The 15,557-nt window shown below is 73.6% G+C and carries 15 protein-coding genes; all 15 read left to right on the top strand.

All coding sequences use genetic code 11. From position 1 onward, the window contains the following. Window positions 1–83: 83 nt before the first annotated feature. The 15 genes from pafA (at window position 84) to lgt (ending at window position 15,486) form a co-directional block, all read left to right on the top strand. Window positions 84–1,445, top strand: coding sequence for a Pup--protein ligase (gene pafA / locus ACZ7LE_RS11475; protein ID WP_020014731.1), 1,362 nt, complete (start codon window positions 84–86; stop codon window positions 1,443–1,445). A gap of 130 nt (window positions 1,446–1,575) precedes the next feature. Beyond that, window positions 1,576–2,517 carry an FKBP-type peptidyl-prolyl cis-trans isomerase gene (locus ACZ7LE_RS11470; protein WP_470403417.1) on the top strand — a complete coding sequence of 314 codons (942 nt, stop codon included), beginning with the start codon at window positions 1,576–1,578 and terminating at the stop codon, window positions 2,515–2,517. Then, on the top strand, window positions 2,517–3,287 hold the full coding sequence (gene hisF, locus ACZ7LE_RS11465) for an imidazole glycerol phosphate synthase subunit HisF (RefSeq protein WP_470403416.1): 771 nt from the start codon (window positions 2,517–2,519) through the stop codon (window positions 3,285–3,287). Before ACZ7LE_RS11470 ends, hisF begins: the two co-directional genes overlap by 1 nt. A gap of 277 nt (window positions 3,288–3,564) precedes the next feature. Then, window positions 3,565–5,430 carry an ABC transporter ATP-binding protein gene (locus tag ACZ7LE_RS11460; protein WP_470403415.1) on the top strand — a complete coding sequence of 622 codons (1,866 nt, stop codon included), beginning with the start codon at window positions 3,565–3,567 and terminating at the stop codon, window positions 5,428–5,430. Next, window positions 5,427–7,313, top strand: a complete 1,887-nt coding sequence (locus ACZ7LE_RS11455; RefSeq protein ID WP_470403414.1) for an ABC transporter ATP-binding protein — start codon at window positions 5,427–5,429, stop codon at window positions 7,311–7,313. Before ACZ7LE_RS11460 ends, ACZ7LE_RS11455 begins: the two co-directional genes overlap by 4 nt. Window positions 7,314–7,373: 60 nt before the next feature. Then, on the top strand, window positions 7,374–7,793 hold the full coding sequence (gene hisI, locus ACZ7LE_RS11450) for a phosphoribosyl-AMP cyclohydrolase (RefSeq protein ID WP_470403413.1): 420 nt from the start codon (window positions 7,374–7,376) through the stop codon (window positions 7,791–7,793). Continuing rightward, window positions 7,790–9,421: an anthranilate synthase component I gene (locus tag ACZ7LE_RS11445; RefSeq protein ID WP_470403412.1), complete on the top strand. Its 1,632-nt coding sequence runs from the start codon at window positions 7,790–7,792 to the stop codon at window positions 9,419–9,421. The genes hisI and ACZ7LE_RS11445 overlap by 4 nt, the downstream gene beginning before the upstream one ends. Continuing rightward, a complete protein-coding gene (locus ACZ7LE_RS11440; protein WP_470403411.1) occupies window positions 9,418–10,107 on the top strand; it encodes a Trp biosynthesis-associated membrane protein in 690 nt (229 codons plus the stop codon). Before ACZ7LE_RS11445 ends, ACZ7LE_RS11440 begins: the two co-directional genes overlap by 4 nt. 61 nt (window positions 10,108–10,168) lie before the next feature. Next, on the top strand, window positions 10,169–10,429 hold the full coding sequence (locus ACZ7LE_RS11435; protein ID WP_470403410.1) for an HGxxPAAW family protein: 261 nt from the start codon (window positions 10,169–10,171) through the stop codon (window positions 10,427–10,429). Between the two features lie 8 nt (window positions 10,430–10,437). Continuing rightward, window positions 10,438–10,728, top strand: a complete 291-nt coding sequence (locus tag ACZ7LE_RS11430) for a DUF4190 domain-containing protein (RefSeq protein ID WP_470403409.1) — start codon at window positions 10,438–10,440, stop codon at window positions 10,726–10,728. Further along, on the top strand, window positions 10,712–11,143 hold the full coding sequence (locus ACZ7LE_RS11425; RefSeq protein WP_470403408.1) for a DUF2752 domain-containing protein: 432 nt from the start codon (window positions 10,712–10,714) through the stop codon (window positions 11,141–11,143). Before ACZ7LE_RS11430 ends, ACZ7LE_RS11425 begins: the two co-directional genes overlap by 17 nt. A gap of 212 nt (window positions 11,144–11,355) precedes the next feature. Next, window positions 11,356–12,171, top strand: a complete 816-nt coding sequence (gene trpC / locus ACZ7LE_RS11420; RefSeq protein ID WP_470403407.1) for an indole-3-glycerol phosphate synthase TrpC — start codon at window positions 11,356–11,358, stop codon at window positions 12,169–12,171. Between the two features lie 11 nt (window positions 12,172–12,182). Next, window positions 12,183–13,487 carry a tryptophan synthase subunit beta gene (gene trpB, locus ACZ7LE_RS11415; protein ID WP_470403406.1) on the top strand — a complete coding sequence of 435 codons (1,305 nt, stop codon included), beginning with the start codon at window positions 12,183–12,185 and terminating at the stop codon, window positions 13,485–13,487. After that, entirely contained in the window at window positions 13,484–14,413 is a 930-nt protein-coding gene (gene trpA, locus ACZ7LE_RS11410) for a tryptophan synthase subunit alpha (protein ID WP_470403405.1), read from the top strand. Before trpB ends, trpA begins: the two co-directional genes overlap by 4 nt. Further along, window positions 14,410–15,486 carry a prolipoprotein diacylglyceryl transferase gene (gene lgt, locus ACZ7LE_RS11405; RefSeq protein WP_400547181.1) on the top strand — a complete coding sequence of 359 codons (1,077 nt, stop codon included), beginning with the start codon at window positions 14,410–14,412 and terminating at the stop codon, window positions 15,484–15,486. The genes trpA and lgt overlap by 4 nt, the downstream gene beginning before the upstream one ends. Window positions 15,487–15,557 lie beyond the last annotated feature (71 nt).

Genomic DNA, 15,557 nt, shown 5'->3' with positions numbered 1-15,557 from the left:
GCCGGACGAGGGGCCGGACGCCTCCGGCACCACGCCCGGCGCCGACCGATAGCACCAGGTTCCGCGAACAGGGAGGGGAATCCATGGACCGCAGGATCTTCGGTCTCGAGACCGAGTACGGCGTCACCTGTGCGGCCGACGACGGGCGTGGCCTGTCGGCTGACGAGGTCGCCCGCTACCTGTTCCGGAAGGTGGTGGCGTGGGGCCGTTCCTCGAACGTGTTCCTGAGGAACGGCTCCCGCCTCTACCTCGACGTCGGCTCGCACCCGGAGTACGCGACGGCGGAGTGCGACGACGTGCGCCAGCTCGTCTCGTACGACCGGGGCGGCGAACGCATCCTGGAGGGCCTCGTGGCCGACGCACAACAGCGTCTGGAGCACGAGGACCTGCCGGGACGCATCCACCTGTTCAAGAACAACACCGACTCGGCGGGCAACTCCTACGGCTGCCACGAGAACTACCTGGTGCGGCGGTCGGGCGACTTCTCGCGGCTGTCCGACGTGCTCGTGCCGTTCCTCATCACCCGCCAGATCCTGGTCGGGGCGGGCAAGGTGCTCTCGACGCCGCGTGGCGCGGTGTTCTGCCTCTCGCAGCGCGCCGACCACATCTGGGAGGCCGTCTCCAGCGCCACCACCCGGTCCCGGCCGATCATCAACACGCGCGACGAGCCGCACGCGGACGCCGAGCTGTACCGCAGGCTGCATGTCATCGTGGGCGACTCGTCGATGGCGGAGCCCACCACGATGCTCAAGGTGGGCACCACCGACCTGGTGCTGCGCCTGGTCGAGGCGGGCGTCCCCATGCGGGACCTCACGCTGGAGAACCCGATCCGGGCCATCCGGGAGATCAGCCACGACCGCACGGGCAAGCACGCGGTGACGCTGGCCAACGGCCGGACCATGACGGCGATCGAGATCCAGTCGGAGTACTACGAGCGCGCCCGCGAGCTCGTGGAGGCCAACCTCGAGGTCACCCCGGTGGTCAAGCAGGTGCTCGACCTGTGGGAGCGCGGGCTGCGCGCCCTGCAGGCGGAGAACCTGTCCCTCGTGGACCGGGAGCTGGACTGGGTCATCAAGCTCAAGCTGATCAAGCGCTACCAGGAGAAGCACGACCTGGGGCTCGACGACCCGCGCATCGCCCGGTTGGACCTGGCCTACCACGACATCTCGCGCACCGAGGGCCTGTACAACCTGCTCGCGGCGCGCGGCATGGTGGAGCGGGTCACCACGGACCTGGAGGTCTTCGAGTCGACGGCGCTGCCGCCGCAGACCACCCGGGCCAAGCTGCGCGGCGACTTCGTGCGCGCGGCGCAGGAGGCACGCCGCGACTACACGGTCGACTGGGTGCACCTCAAGCTCAACGACCAGGCGCAGCGCACCGTGCTGTGCAAGGACCCGTTCAAGAGCGTGGACGACCGCGTGGAGCGGCTCATCGAGAGCATGTGACGGTCCGCGCCGCCCCGGGACCGGCCGACGGCCGGTCCCGGGGCGGCTCTGTCTCGGGACTCCAGTTCCGGGGCTCCAGTTCCGCGACTCCAGTTCCGGGACTGCTGCCCCGGCATGGGAGACTTCCCGGGTGAGTTCCTGGGTACGCGTCCTCGTCGGTGCGCTGGCGGCGGCGACGGTGGCCGTGACGGCCGCGTGCGCGCCGGCCTCGCTCCCGGTGGAGGTGGGCCCCGCCCCGACCTCGTCGGCGTCGCAGCAGCCGCTGCAGGTCACGGGCGCGAGCGGTGCCCCGCCCACGCTTGAGTACGAGAAGCCGTTCACGGTGGTGCGGCCGAGCACGCGCATGGTCTGGCCCGGCACGGGGGACGTGCTGGAGCGCGACGACCCGGTGCTCCTGAACCTCTACGCCCAGGACGGGCGCGACGGCACGGAGCTGCAGAACACGTTCCGCACCGCGCCCGCCGGGTACACCATGACCGAGAAGTCGCTCGGCAACCACCTCTTCGCCGCGCTGGAGGGCCGCCGCGTCGGCACGCGCCTCGCGCTCATGGAGGAGCAGGACGGCGTCCCGGTGCTGCTGGTGGTCGATGTGCTGCCGGCCCGCGCGGCGGGCCGGGAGGGTGTGCCGCCGGGCAAGGACCTGCCGCAGGTGCGCCTCGACGACCTCGGCGCCCCGACCGTGCGCGTCCCGCGGGGCGTGCAGCCGCCGTCCGACCTGGTGGTGCACCCGCTGCTGCGCGGCACGGGCCCGCAGGTGCTGGCCGGCCAGATCCTGACCGTGGAGTTCACCGCCGTCCGGTGGAGCGACGGCAAGGTCGTCGACACGACCTGGACCGAGGGCACCCCGCCCCAGTCCGCCGAGATCGGCATCGGGCGCCTCGTCGACGGCTGGGACCAGGGCCTCCTGGAGCAGACCGTCGGGTCCCAGGTGATGCTGGTCGTGCCGCCGGACAGCGGGTTCGCGAACACCGCCAGCGAGCTGGCCGGCGAGACCATGGTGTACGTGGTCGACATCCTCGACGCGCACAAGGCCGTCGCGGATGACGAACAGCCGAAGAAGAAGGAGGGCTGATGTCCGTCGCGATCCGAGTGATCCCGTGCCTGGACGTCGACGCAGGCCGAGTGGTCAAGGGCGTCAACTTCGCCGACCTGCGCGACGCCGGGGACCCGGTCGAGCTCGCGGGCCGCTACGACGCGGAGGGCGCCGACGAGCTCACGTTCCTCGACGTGTCGGCCTCGTCGGGCGACCGCGAGACCATGGTCGACGTGGTGCGGCGCACCGCCGAGCAGGTCTTCGTGCCGCTCACGGTGGGCGGCGGCGTGCGCTCCACGGACGACGTCGACCGGCTGCTGCGGGCCGGCGCGGACAAGGTGGGCGTGAACACCGCGGCCATCGCGCGCCCGGAGCTCATCTCCGAGATCGCGCAGCGGTTCGGCTCCCAGGTGCTGACCCTGAGCGTCGACGCGCGCCGCGTCACCGGCGACGCCACGACGCCGTCGGGCTACGAGGTCACCACGCACGGCGGGCGGCGCGGCACCGGGATCGACGCCGTGGAGTGGGCCGAGCGCGCCGCGAAGCTGGGCGCGGGCGAGATCCTGCTCAACTCGATGGACGCCGACGGCACCACCGCGGGGTTCGACCTGGAGATGCTGCACGCCGTGCGCGAGCGCGTGCACGTGCCGCTGGTCGCCTCGGGCGGCGCGGGCACGCCGGAGCACTTCGTCGAGGCGGCCCGGGCGGGCGCGGACGCCGTCCTCGCGGCGTCGGTGTTCCACTTCGGCGCGCTGACGGTGGGCCAGGTCAAGGACGCGATGCGCGCCGCGGGCATCGACGTCCGCTGAGACGCCGGGCCGACATCCGCTGAGACCCCGCCCCGGCGTCCGCCGGGACCCCGCCGGGCCGTCCCGCGGGACTTCCTTGACCTCAAGCGACGTTGAGGTCATAGCGTCGGCGACGCCCAGGGCGTAAATCCGTCGAATCGATTCCCGCGCCATGAGAAAATTGTGCGGTCCCCCCAGGAAGCGAGGTCTTGCCGTGCCCCCAGATGCCCCGCGACCCACCCCGATGGCCCTCACGGGCTCTCGTGTGCGCCGGTCGATCTCGCTCATGTGGCGCGGGATGCGTTCGCACCCCGGCATCTACCTGCTCGCCGTGGGCGCCTCCGGGCTCTTCGGCGCCCTGACCGTCGGCGTGAGCCGCGCGGTCGGCTGGGCCACCGACTCCGTCGTCGTCCCGGCCATCGCGGGCGACGAGGGCGCCCGCGACCGGGTCTGGCTCGCCGGGCTCGTGCTCGGGGCCGTCGCGCTCATGCTCGCCCTGTCCGTCGCCGGCCGCCGGATCTGGGCGGGCTACGGCGTCGTCCGCATCCAGGCCGACCACCGCACCGCCCTGACCCGGCAGTACCTGCGGCTGCCCGGCTCCTGGCACCGCTCGCACCCCGCCGGCCAGCTCCTGAACCACACCACCTCGGACACCGAGGCCGCTACCGGCGTCTTCAACCCGCTGCCGTTCGCGCTCGGCGTCGTGGTCATGATCGGTGTCTCCGTGGTGCTGCTCGTGTCGATCGACCCGTGGCTGGCGCTCGCGGCGCTCGCCGTCATCCCCGTCACCGTGGCCGTCAACGCCGTCTACCAGCGGCACATGTCCCCGGCCGTGACCCGGGCGCAGCGCCTCCGCGGCGACGTGGCCGACGTCGCGCACGAGAGCTTCGAGGCCGCCCTGCTCGTCAAGGCGCTCGGCACCGAGGACCGCGAGGAGAGCCGGTTCGGCGCCCGGACGCAGGAGCTGCGCGCCGCGAACGTGCGGGTCGGCATCGTCCGCTCGCTGTTCGACCCCGTGATCCAGACCCTGCCGTCGATCGGCACCCTGCTCGTGCTCGGCGTCGGCACCTGGCGCATCTCCACGGGCGCCGTCGAACCGGGCGACCTCGTCACCGCGGCCTACCTGCTCACCATGATGACCGTGCCCGTGCAGGCGTTCGGCTGGGTGCTCGGCGAGCTGCCGCGCGCCCTGGTCGGCTACGAGCGGATCGCGGCAGTCGCCGACGCGACCGGCGCCCTTACCCACGGCGACGCCCGCCTGCCGCGGGCCGACCGACCGGCCGGCCTGGCGGTGCGCCTGGCGGACGTGGGCGTCGACGTCCCCGCGACCAGCGGGGCGGTCGGCCGCTCGATCACCCTGCTCGACGGCGTGGACGTCGACGTCCGGCCGGGCGCCACGGTCGCCGTCGTCGGCACCACGGGGGCCGGCAAGACCACCCTCGTGAGCCTCCTGGCCCGGCTGTCCGACCCGACGCGCGGGCAGGTGCTGCTCGACGGCGTCGACGCCCGCACCCTGGCCGACGGCGAGATCCCCGCCCACGTCGCGCTCGTCACGCAGTCCACCTTCATCTTCGAGGACACCGTGCGCGGCAACGTCACGCTCGCCGACGCGGGCGCCCCCGGGGCGCCGTCGGACGACGAGGTGTGGGACGCCCTGCGGCTCGCCCGCCTGGAGGAGACCGTCCGCGACATGGCCGGCGGCCTCGACGCGCCGCTGGGCGAGCGCGGCGCCAACCTGTCCGGCGGACAGCGGCAGCGCCTCGCCATCGCACGCGCCCTGGTCCGCGGCCCGCGCCTGCTCGTGCTCGACGACGCGACCAGCGCCGTCGACCCCCGCGTGGAGCAGGAGATCCTGCGGGGCCTGGCCGCCCGGACCGACGATGTGGCCGGCGACGACGACGCCGTCGGACCCGCCACCCCCGGCACCACCGTGATCATGGTCGCCTACCGCATGTCGTCGGTGGCGCTCGCGGACCGGGTGGTCCACGTCGACGGCGGCCGCGTGGTCGACGTCGGCACGCACGACGAGCTCATGGCGCGCGACCCCGGCTACCGCGCGCTGGCCACGGCCTACGAGGCCGAGACCGAGCGCCGCGCGCAGGAACGGGCCGACGAGGCCGCCGCCGGGACGCTGGACGACGAGCTGGAGGAGGTGGCCCGATGACCGCGGTGACGGACGAGCCCGACGTGACCGACGTGCCCGAGGACCTGCTCGACGCCGACGGTGCCCGCATCGAGTCGGCCAGCAGCCTGGGCGTGTTCGCGACCCTGCGCCGCGGCATCGAGATCAGCCCCGAGATCACGCGGGGCCTCTGGGTCACGCTCCTGCTCGCGTCCCTCGCGGCCGCGGGCCGCGTGGTCGTGCCGCTCGCGGTGCAGCAGACGATCGACGTCGGCATCCTGGCCGACGGCGGGCCCGACGTCGGCCAGGTGGCGCTGCTCGCGTCCCTCGCGACGGGGGCGCTCGTGCTGGCCGCGCTGTGCGCCGCGCTCGTCAACGTGCGCCTGTTCCGCTCGGCCGAGGCCGGGCTGGCGACGTTGCGCGTCAAGGCGTTCCGGCACGTGCACGACCTCTCGACCCTCACGCAGAACACCGAGCGCCGCGGCGCGCTGGTCTCGCGCGTGACCAACGACGTCGACACGGTCTCCCTGTTCGTGCAGTGGGGCGGCATCATGCTGCTCGTCAACGTGCTGCAGGTGCTCGTGGCGACCGGGCTGATGCTGGTCTACTCGCCGATCCTGACCGCCGTGGTCTGGATCGCCTTCGTGCCGATGTTTCTCGTGATCCGGTACGGCCAGAAGTACGTGAACCGCGCGTACACCCTGGTGCGCGAGCGGGTCGGTGCGATGCTCGGCGCCATCTCGGAGTCCGTGGTGGGCGCCGAGACGGTGCGCGCCTACGGTGTGGCCGAGCGCACCGGGCGCCGGATCGGCGGCGCCGTCGAGGCGACCCGCAGCGCCCAGGCCCGGTCCCAGGTGCTGGTCGCGGCGACGTTCTCGTCGGGCGTGCTCATCTCCAACCTGGTGCTCGCCGTCGTGGTGGTCGTGGGCACGCTGCTGGGCGTGGGCGGCGGCCTGACGGCGGGCCAGCTCGTCGCCTTCCTGTTCCTGGTGCAGCTCTTCACCGGCCCGGTGCAGATGGCCACCGAGATCCTCAACGAGCTGCAGAACGCCGTGGCCGGCTGGCGGCGCGTCATCGCCGTCATCGAGACGCCGGTCCAGGTGGCCGAGAAGCCGGACGCCGTGACCCAGGAGCGCGGGCCGGCGCACGTGACGCTGCGCGACGTCCGGTTCGCCTACCCGGGCGGCCCCGAGGTGCTGCACGGCGTGACGCTGGACCTGCCGCCGCGCACCAAGGTGGCCGTGGTCGGGCAGACCGGCTCGGGCAAGACGACCGTCGCCAAGCTCGTCACCCGGCTCATGGACCCGACGGCGGGCGTCGTGGAGCTCGACGGCACGGACCTGCGCGACGTGAGCTTCGCCTCGCTGCGCGAGCGCGTGGTGCTGGTGCCGCAGGAGGGTTTCCTCTTCGACGGCACGGTGCTCGAGAACGCGGCCTACGGCCTGCGGGCGCCGCTGGAGGCGCCCTCCGGGGCCTCCGCCGAGGACGACGAGCCCGCCGCCGGGCACCGCGTGGCCGTCGAGCGCGCCTTCGCCGAGCTCGGCCTGGCCGACTGGGTGGCGGACCTGCCCGACGGGCTCGAGACGGCCGTCGGCCAGCGGGGCGAGGCGCTGTCCGCGGGGGAGCGGCAGCTCGTCGCGATCGCGCGGGCCTACCTGGCGCAGCCGGACCTGCTGGTGCTCGACGAGGCGACGTCGGCCGTGGACCCCGCGACCGAGGTGCGCATCGCGCGGGCCCTGGACTCCCTGACCGCGGGGCGGTCCACGATCACCATCGCGCACCGGCTCTCCACCGCCGAGGCGTCCGACCTGGTGGTCGTGGTAGACCAGGGCCACGTCGCCGAGGTCGGCCCTCACGCCGAGCTGGTCGCGGCGGACGGCATCTACGCCCGGATGCACGCGAGCTGGGTGGCCCAGACCCGGTAGTGCCGGTTCGCTCCCGTCACGGATCGGGGCCGGCGGCGGACATCACATCGCCGTCGGCCCATGACGTGGCAGGATTCTCAGGTGCCCGAAGTTCTCGATCCCACGATCTCCGCCCGACTCAAGCGCGACGACGCCGGCCTGGTCGCCGCCGTCGTCCAGCAGCACGACACGGGCGAGGTGCTCATGGTCGGCTGGATGGACGACGAGGCCCTGCGCCGTACCCTCACGCAGGGGCGGGTGACGTTCTGGTCCCGCAGCCGTGCGGAGTACTGGCGCAAGGGCGACACGTCCGGCCACGCCCAGTACGTCAAGGCGGTGAGCATCGACTGCGACGGCGACGCGCTGCTGGTCCAGGTGGACCAGGTGGGCGCCGCGTGCCACACGGGCGCCCGCACGTGCTTCGTCGCCGGGGGAGACCTGGGCGCCGTGGTCGGCGACCGCAACCAGCCCGCCACCCCGCAGAACAAGGAGTCCCGGTGACCCAGCTCGACAGCCAGCCCGACACCCACGAGGCCCGCGCGGCGACCGCACCCGCCGACCTGCCCTGGGGTCGCACCTGGCCGAGCCTGCCGGAGTTCCGGGAGATGGCCACCGACCGTCGCGTGATCCCCGTGGTCCGCCCCCTGCTGGCGGACGACGCCACGCCCGTCGGGCTCTACCGGACCCTGGCCCAGGGCCGGCCGGGCACGTTCATCCTGGAGTCGGCCGAGTCCGGCGTCTGGGCGCGCTGGTCGTTCGTCGGCGTCGCCTCGCGCGCGACCCTGACCAGCGACGGCGGCCAGGCCGTGTGGACCGGCGACGTGCCCGTGGGCATCCCGACGCGCGGCGACGTCGTCGACGTGGTCGACGCCGCGCTGGCCGCCCTGCGCACCCCCGGCGTCGCGAACCTGCCGCCGCTGACCGGCGGCCTGGCCGGCGTGCTGGGCTGGGACGTCGTGCGGCACTGGGAGCCCACGCTCCCGGCGACCGCCCCGGACGAGACGGGCGCGCCCGAGCTCTCCCTGTGCCTGGCCACGGACCTTGCCGTGGTGGACCACCGGGAGGGCACGGTCTGGCTCGTCGCCAACGCCATCAACGCGGACGCCACGGACGAGCGCGTCGACGAGGCCTACGCGGACGCCGTCGCACGGCTGGACACCATGCAGGCGCAGCTCGCGGCCGGCGGGCCGCGCGTCACGTCGGTCGTGGCCGAGGACGTGCCCGAGCCGCAACTCGAGTTCCGGTCCACGCGCGAGGAGTTCGAGGACGCGGTGCTCGCGGGCAAGGAGGCGATCCGCGACGGCGAGGTGTTCCAGGTGGTGCTCTCCCAGCGCCTGGACCTGGACTGCGCGGCCGACCCGCTGGACGTCTACCGGGCGCTGCGCACGATCAACCCGAGCCCGTACATGTACTACTTCCACCTGGCCAAGCCCGACGGCGCCGAGTTCGCCGTCGTGGGCTCCAGCCCGGAGACGCTCGTCAAGGTGGACGACGGACACGTCACCACCTACCCGATCGCCGGCTCGCGTCCGCGCGGCGCCCACCCCGAGGAGGACGCCGAGCTCGGCGAGGAGCTCCTGGCCGACCCCAAGGAGCGGGCCGAGCACATCATGCTCGTCGACCTGTCCCGCAACGACATGGTCAAGGTCTGTGAACCCACCAGCGTCGAGGTGGTCGAGTTCATGAAGGTGCGGCGGTTCAGCCACATCATGCACATGTGCTCCACCGTCGTGGGCCGGCTGCGGCCGGGCTTCGGCGCCCTGGACGCCCTGCGGGCGACGTTCCCGGCGGGCACCCTCTCCGGCGCGCCCAAGCCGCGGGCGATCGCGCTGATCGACGAGCTGGAGCCCGCGTCGCGCGGCATCTACGGCGGGGTGTGCGGCTACTTCGACTTCGGCGGCAACATGGACATGGCGATCGCCATCCGCACCGCGTACATCGCGGACGGCCGCGCCAGCGTGCAGGCGGGCGGCGGTATCGTGGCCGACTCGGTGCCCGCGTCCGAGTACCAGGAGTCGCGCAACAAGGCCGCCGCCGCGGTCCGTGCCATCCAGCTCGCGTCGCGCCTGACGCCGCTGCGTGCCGCGGCGCGTGCGGCGGAGCCGCGGACCACCGGGGGCGACCGATGACCCGCACCCGCACCGTCCTCGCCCTGCTCGTGCTGGGCGCGCTGACCTTCGGCACGGGCTCGCCCACCTGGATCACCACCACGGTGGCCACGGCACTGCAGCCCGAGGTGGCGGTCGCCGCGTCCGGCACCTCGGCCGCGCCGGGCGTCGGGGCGGGCGCCCTCGTGCTGCTGGCGGCGGGCATCGCGTGCGCGCTCACCGGGCGCGTCGCCCGGTACGTGGCGCTCGTGGTCGCCGCGGCGGCCGGCGTGCTCGTCGTGGGCAGCACGCTCGTCGTCATCCAGGACCCGACCCCCGCCGCCACCGCCGCGGCGTCCGCCTCGAGCGGCGTCACCGAGCTGACGTCGCCCGTCGTCCTGACGGCCTGGCCCTGGGCCGCGGTCGCCACGGGCGTGCTCGCCGTGGCCGTCGCCGTGTGGGGCGCCGTCGCGGCCCGCGGCTGGACGGCGACGTCGGGCCGGCACGAGCGCGCGGGCCAGGCCCCGGCCGCCGGCGCGGCCGCCACCACCACCGCCGCCCCCGGAACAGCACCGGGAACGGCTCCGGCCGACGCCGCCGCGAGCACGCCCGCGGACGACGACGGCGCTGGCACCGCCCCCGACGAGCCCCCGGCCGACGACGACGAGATCGACCCCCACGACGCCTGGGACGCCCTGTCCCGCGGCGACGACCCGACGGGCCGCTGACCCGGCCGCGAGCGGTTAGGCTGGGCGCGTACCGCACGACACGAAAGGCATCAAACCTGCGATGACCGAGAACAAGCCTGAGATCGCCTACCTCCCGCCGGGCGTCCCGCCGACCAACCACGGCCACACGGTCGCCGCGTGGGTCACGATGGTCGGGATCACGCTGGGTGTGCTGATCTCCTCGTGGGGCGTCGTGGTGGCCCAGTCGTGGTCGGCCTGGCTGGTCCTGTTCGTGCTCGGCTTCGTCGTCATCGGAGCCTCGCTCATCATCGGCCTGGTCCTGCGCAACCTGGGCCTGGGCCAGAAGACGGTCCAGCGGTAACCGGTGCCATGACCGCCCTGGAGATGGCCGCGCCGTCCGCCGCCTACCCCCGCAACAACCTGGGGGTCTGGTCGCTCGTGCTGGGCATCGCGTCGATCGTGCTCCTCCTGGGTGCCCTCACGGGCATCCCCGCGATCATCATCGGCAACCAGGGCCGCCGCGCCGTCCGCGCCGGCGACGCGAACAACGAGGGGACGGCGCTGGCCGGCGTCGTGCTGGGCTGGCTGTCCCTCGCGATCCTCGTCGTCGTGATCGGGCTCGTCGTCGTCCGCTTCCTGGCGGGTGGGTCGAATTCCTGAGCCGGCCGTCCGGCGGACGGCGCCCGCGCTGCGGGCGCCCGTCCTGGCCGGGGCGGCCGTCGGCGCGGCCACCCTCCTGGTCGCGCTCCGCGACCCGCACGTGGCCGGCTCCTACGGGTTCTGCCCGCTGCTGGAGCTGACCGGCCTGGCCTGCCCGCTGTGCGGCGGGCTGCGCGCCACGCACGACCTGGCGCACCTCGACCTGGCGGGCGCCTGGTCGGCCAACGCGCTGTGGACGGTCACCGCCCCGGTGGTGGTCGTCGTCTGGCTGGCCTGGCTCGTGGCGGCGGCCCGCGGGCGCCCGTTCCGCGGTCTGTCGAGCACGGCTGGCTGGGTCACGCTCGGGGTCGCGCTCACATTCTTCGTGGCGCGAAATCTGCCCGGGCTGCAGCAGTACCTGACCCCCTGGCTCTGATCCCGGCCCTGATCAGGCGATCTCCGGGGAACGACGCCGACGGCGTCCGCCCGGGATCTGACGGGCCGTCGTCTCACGGTCCGGGAGTGGTCAGGACCACACCCTGGATCCGCCTACCATGGCCATGGGGCACAGGTCCCCAGCAGTCGTAGGGCGTGATCAGGCGCACGAGGCCGCATGCCGAGGGCAGAGGGCACGGGGAGGCTCATTACATGTCGGTCCTGGAGGACATCGTCGCGGGGGTACGTGAGGACCTCGCGGAGCGTGAGGCACGCGTGCCTCTCGACGCGCTCAAGGAGCGCGCCAACGCGGTGCCCGGGGCCCTCGAGTGCCTCGGCCGCCTCAAGCAGGCGGACGCCGTCTCGGTGATCGCCGAGGTCAAGCGCTCGAGCCCCAGCAAGGGCTCCCTGGCCCAGATCGCCGACCCGGCGGCGCTCGCGGTCGAGTACGAGACCGGCGGGGCCTCGGCGATCTCGGTGCTCACCGAGCAGCGCCGGTTCCACGGCTCGCTGGCGGACCTGGACGCGGTGCGTGGTCGCGTGGACGTCCCGGTGCTGCGCAAGGACTTCGTCGTCACGCCCTACCAGGTGTGGGAGGCGCGTGCGCACGGGGCAGACCTGGTCCTGATCATCGTGGCGGCCCTGGAGCAGACGGTGCTCGAGTCGCTGGTCGAGCGGGTGCACTCGCTGGGCATGACCGCGCTCGTGGAGACGCACAACCTCGAGGAGGTGCGCCGGGCGGTCGACGCCGGGGCGCGCGTCGTGGGCGTCAACGCCCGCAACCTGAAGACCCTCGAGCTGGACCGCGGCCTGTTCCGCAGCCTCGCCGAGTACATCCCGGACGACGTGGTCAAGATCGCGGAGTCCGGCATCCGCGGACCGCACGACGTGATGGAGATGGCCCGGGCCGGGGCGGACGGCGTCCTGGTGGGCGAGGCGCTCGTGACCGACGGCGCCCCGCGCGCCTCGGTGGCCGACCTCGTCGCCGCGGGCTCGCACCCGTCGCTGCGCTCCGTCCGTCCGGCCTGAAGGGATCCGAGGTGACCGATGTGAAGCTTTCCGACGTCTCCGGCCCGTACTTCGGCCAGTACGGCGGGCGCTTCGTGCCCGAGGCGCTCATCGCCGCGCTCGAGGAGCTCGACACGGAGTTCCGCAAGGCGGCCGACGACCCCGCGTTCGCGGCCGAGCTGCAGCGCCTGCACCGGGAGTACACCGGCCGGCCGAGCCCGCTGACCGAGGTGCCGCGGTTCGCCGCGCACGCGGGCGGCGGCGAGGGGGCCGCGCCTGCTGTGCGGGTCTTCCTCAAGCGCGAGGACCTCAACCACACCGGTTCGCACAAGATCAACAACGTGCTGGGCCAGGCCCTGCTCGTCAAGCGCATGGGCAAGAAGCGTCTCATCGCCGAGACGGGGGCGGGCCAGCACGGCGTCGCGACCGCCACCGCGGCGGCCCTGATGGACCTCGAGTGCGTGGTCTACATGGGCGAGGAGGACACCCGGCGGCAGGCGCTGAACGTGGCGCGGATGCGCCTGCTCGGCGCCGAGGTCGTGCCGGTCAAGATCGGCTCGCGCACGCTCAAGGACGCGATCAACGAGGCGTTGCGCGACTGGGTCGCCAACGTCGAGACGACGCACTACCTGCTGGGCACCGTCACGGGCCCGCACCCGTTCCCCGAGATGGTGCGGCAGTTCCACCGCATCATCGGCGAGGAGGCGCGCGAGCAGATCCTGGAGCGCACCGGCCGGCTGCCCGACGTCGTCGCGGCGTGCGTGGGCGGCGGCTCCAACGCGCTGGGCATCTTCAACGCGTTCCTCGACGACAAGGACGTGGAGCTGCGCGGCTTCGAGGCCGGCGGCGAGGGCATCGAGTCCGGCCGGCACGCGGCCCGGTTCAGCGGCGGCGCGCTGGGCGTGCTGCACGGCGCGCGCTCGTACCTGCTGCAGGACGACGACGGCCAGACCCTGCCCAGCCACTCGGTCTCCGCGGGCCTGGACTACCCGAGCGTCGGCCCGGCGCACGCCTGGCTGCACGACCTGGGCCGGGCCACGTACGAGCCCGTGACCGACGACGAGGCCATGGAGGCGTTCCGCCTGCTGTGCCGCACCGAGGGCATCATCCCGGCCATCGAGTCGGCGCACGCCCTCGCGGGCGCGCTGCGCGTGGGCCAGGCCGCGGCCGCCGAGGGCCGCACCGGCCCCGACGGCGAGCCGCTCCTGCTGCTGGTGAACCTGTCCGGTCGCGGCGACAAGGACGTGGCGACGGCGGCCCGCTGGTTCGGGCTGCTGGACGGCGCGGACAACGGCGTCGCGGCCGAGGAGCTCGAACGACAGGAGGGCCGGGGATGACCACGGTGACGCAGCAGGCCACGGGTCCGGACACGCACTCCGGCACCGCCGACCTGATCGCCCGCCTGCGCACGCAGGAGAACCGGCCCGCCCTGGTGGGCTACCTGCCGGTGGGCTACCCGACGGTCGACCGGTCGATCGAGGCGCTGAAGACCCTCGTGGACCACGGCGTCGACATCATCGAGCTCGGCATCCCGTACACCGACCCCGTCCTCGACGGCCCGGTCATCCAGGCGGCCGCGCAGGGCGCGCTCGACGCGGGCGCGCGGGTGCGCGACGTGTTCCGCGTGGTGCGCGAGCTGACGGAGTACGCGCCGCACGTGCCCGTGCTGGTCATGACGTACTGGAACCCGGTGCTCAAGTACGGCCCCGACGCGTTCGCGCGCGACCTGGCCGCCGCGGGCGGCGCCGGGCTGATCACGCCCGACCTCATCCCGGACGAGGGCGCCGACTGGATCGCGGCGAGCGAGGCGCACGGCCTCGACCGCGTGTTCCTCGTGGCCCCCAGCTCGACGCCGGAGCGGCTGCGGCTGACCGTGGGCCAGTCCCGCGGTTTCGTGTACGCGGCGTCGCTCATGGGCGTGACGGGGGAGCGCAACCAGGTGGGTTCGCGCGCCGAGCAGCTCGTGACCGACACGCGTGCCGCCGGCGCGCCGAACGTCTGCGTGGGCCTGGGCGTCTCCACGGGGGCGCAGGCCGCGCAGGTCGGCCGCTTCGCCGACGGCGTCATCGTCGGCTCGGCGCTGGTCCGTCCGCTCCTGTCGGAGGGCCCGCTGCCGGACGACGAGTGGGCGGTCCGTCTCACGAATCTGGCCGGGGTGACGGAGGACCTCGCCGCCGGGGTACGGTCGGCTCGCGCTCCCGCGCCCACCGACCCCCCTGCCGCCACGCCTGGCGGTGCGACCCCCTCCGGAGAGGCCCTGTGACGCTGCTGACCGCACTGCCGGCCGCTCTGTCCGTGGAGCTGCCTGCCGCGTTGTCCGCCGCGCTCCCCGGGGCTCCCGCGACCCAGATCCCCAGCCCGGCCGAGCACACCTGGTACCTCGGGATCTTCCCGCTGCGCGCCTACGCGCTGGCCATCCTCGCGGGCATCGTGCTCGCCGTCTGGCTGACCGCCAGGCGGTGGAAGGCGCGCGGGGGCAGCCCGGACGACGTCCTGGAGATCACCTTCTGGGCGGTGCCGTTCGGCATCGTCGGGGGCCGGATCTACCACGTCCTCTCGTCGCCCGACCGGTACTTCGGCGAGAACTTCTCGGGTGGGGGTGACCCCGTCCAGGCGCTCTACGTCTGGGAGGGCGGCCTCGGCATCTGGGGCGCCGTGGCGCTCGGCGCCGTGGGCGCGTGGATCGGCTGCCGCAGGCAGGGCGTGCGGCTGTCGTCGTTCGCCGACGCCGTGGCGCCGGGCCTGTTGATCGCGCAGGCCGTCGGCCGTCTCGGCAACTGGTTCAACCAGGAGCTGTACGGGCGGCCCACCGAGCTGCCCTGGGGCCTGCACATCGATGCCGAGTACCTGGTGTCGAACCCGGCCACGGGCGTGGCGTACCCGGAGGGCACGCTCTTCCACCCGACGTTCCTGTACGAACTCCTGTGGAATCTCCTGATGGCCGGAGTTCTGCTGTTTCTCGACCGTCGGTTCAGGTTGGGTCATGGGCGGGTATTCTGGGCGTACGTCCTGCTCTACACTCTCGGACGGGTCTGGATCGAGATGCTCCGCATCGACGATGCGGAGCAGGTGCTGGGGCTCCGCCTCAACGTCTGGACCTCGATCCTGCTGGGCCTTGCGGCCCTGGTGGTCTCGATCGTGCTGGCTCGAAGGTTCCCCACCAGGGAAGAGTCGGTGCGGCTGCGACCAGAGGACGACGAACCGCCGGCGGGCCCACGGGCCGAGCCGGAGCCTGACCCAGGAGTCGAAGGGACCGGCGAGGCCGCGGCCGAGCCGGAGGAAGTAAAGACAGCTGCACAGGAGGAGTCCGACGCGGACGCCTCCGTGCGCACCTGAGGGGCACGACCGCCGGGACCACCGGACGACGAGCCCCCTGACCGACCGGGCCGCCGTCGTCCCGGACCACC

The sequence above is a fragment of the Promicromonospora sp. NPDC110617 genome (assembly GCF_055598465.1).
The sequence above is the reverse complement of the archived record's forward strand: the minus strand, read 5'-3'. Positions and strand labels throughout refer to the sequence as shown.

Coding starts and splice junctions, on each gene's coding strand:
- ACZ7LE_RS11435 (WP_470403410.1), top strand. CDS start 10,169: ATGACCGAGAACAAGCCTGAGATCGCCTACCTCCCGCCGGGCGTCCCG.
- ACZ7LE_RS11455 (WP_470403414.1), top strand. CDS start 5,427: ATGACCGCGGTGACGGACGAGCCCGACGTGACCGACGTGCCCGAGGAC.
- ACZ7LE_RS11440 (WP_470403411.1), top strand. CDS start 9,418: ATGACCCGCACCCGCACCGTCCTCGCCCTGCTCGTGCTGGGCGCGCTG.
- ACZ7LE_RS11430 (WP_470403409.1), top strand. CDS start 10,438: ATGACCGCCCTGGAGATGGCCGCGCCGTCCGCCGCCTACCCCCGCAAC.
- hisI (WP_470403413.1), top strand. CDS start 7,374: ATGACGTGGCAGGATTCTCAGGTGCCCGAAGTTCTCGATCCCACGATC.
- pafA (WP_020014731.1), top strand. CDS start 84: ATGGACCGCAGGATCTTCGGTCTCGAGACCGAGTACGGCGTCACCTGT.
- ACZ7LE_RS11460 (WP_470403415.1), top strand. CDS start 3,565: ATGCGTTCGCACCCCGGCATCTACCTGCTCGCCGTGGGCGCCTCCGGG.
- trpA (WP_470403405.1), top strand. CDS start 13,484: ATGACCACGGTGACGCAGCAGGCCACGGGTCCGGACACGCACTCCGGC.
- hisF (WP_470403416.1), top strand. CDS start 2,517: ATGTCCGTCGCGATCCGAGTGATCCCGTGCCTGGACGTCGACGCAGGC.
- trpC (WP_470403407.1), top strand. CDS start 11,356: ATGTCGGTCCTGGAGGACATCGTCGCGGGGGTACGTGAGGACCTCGCG.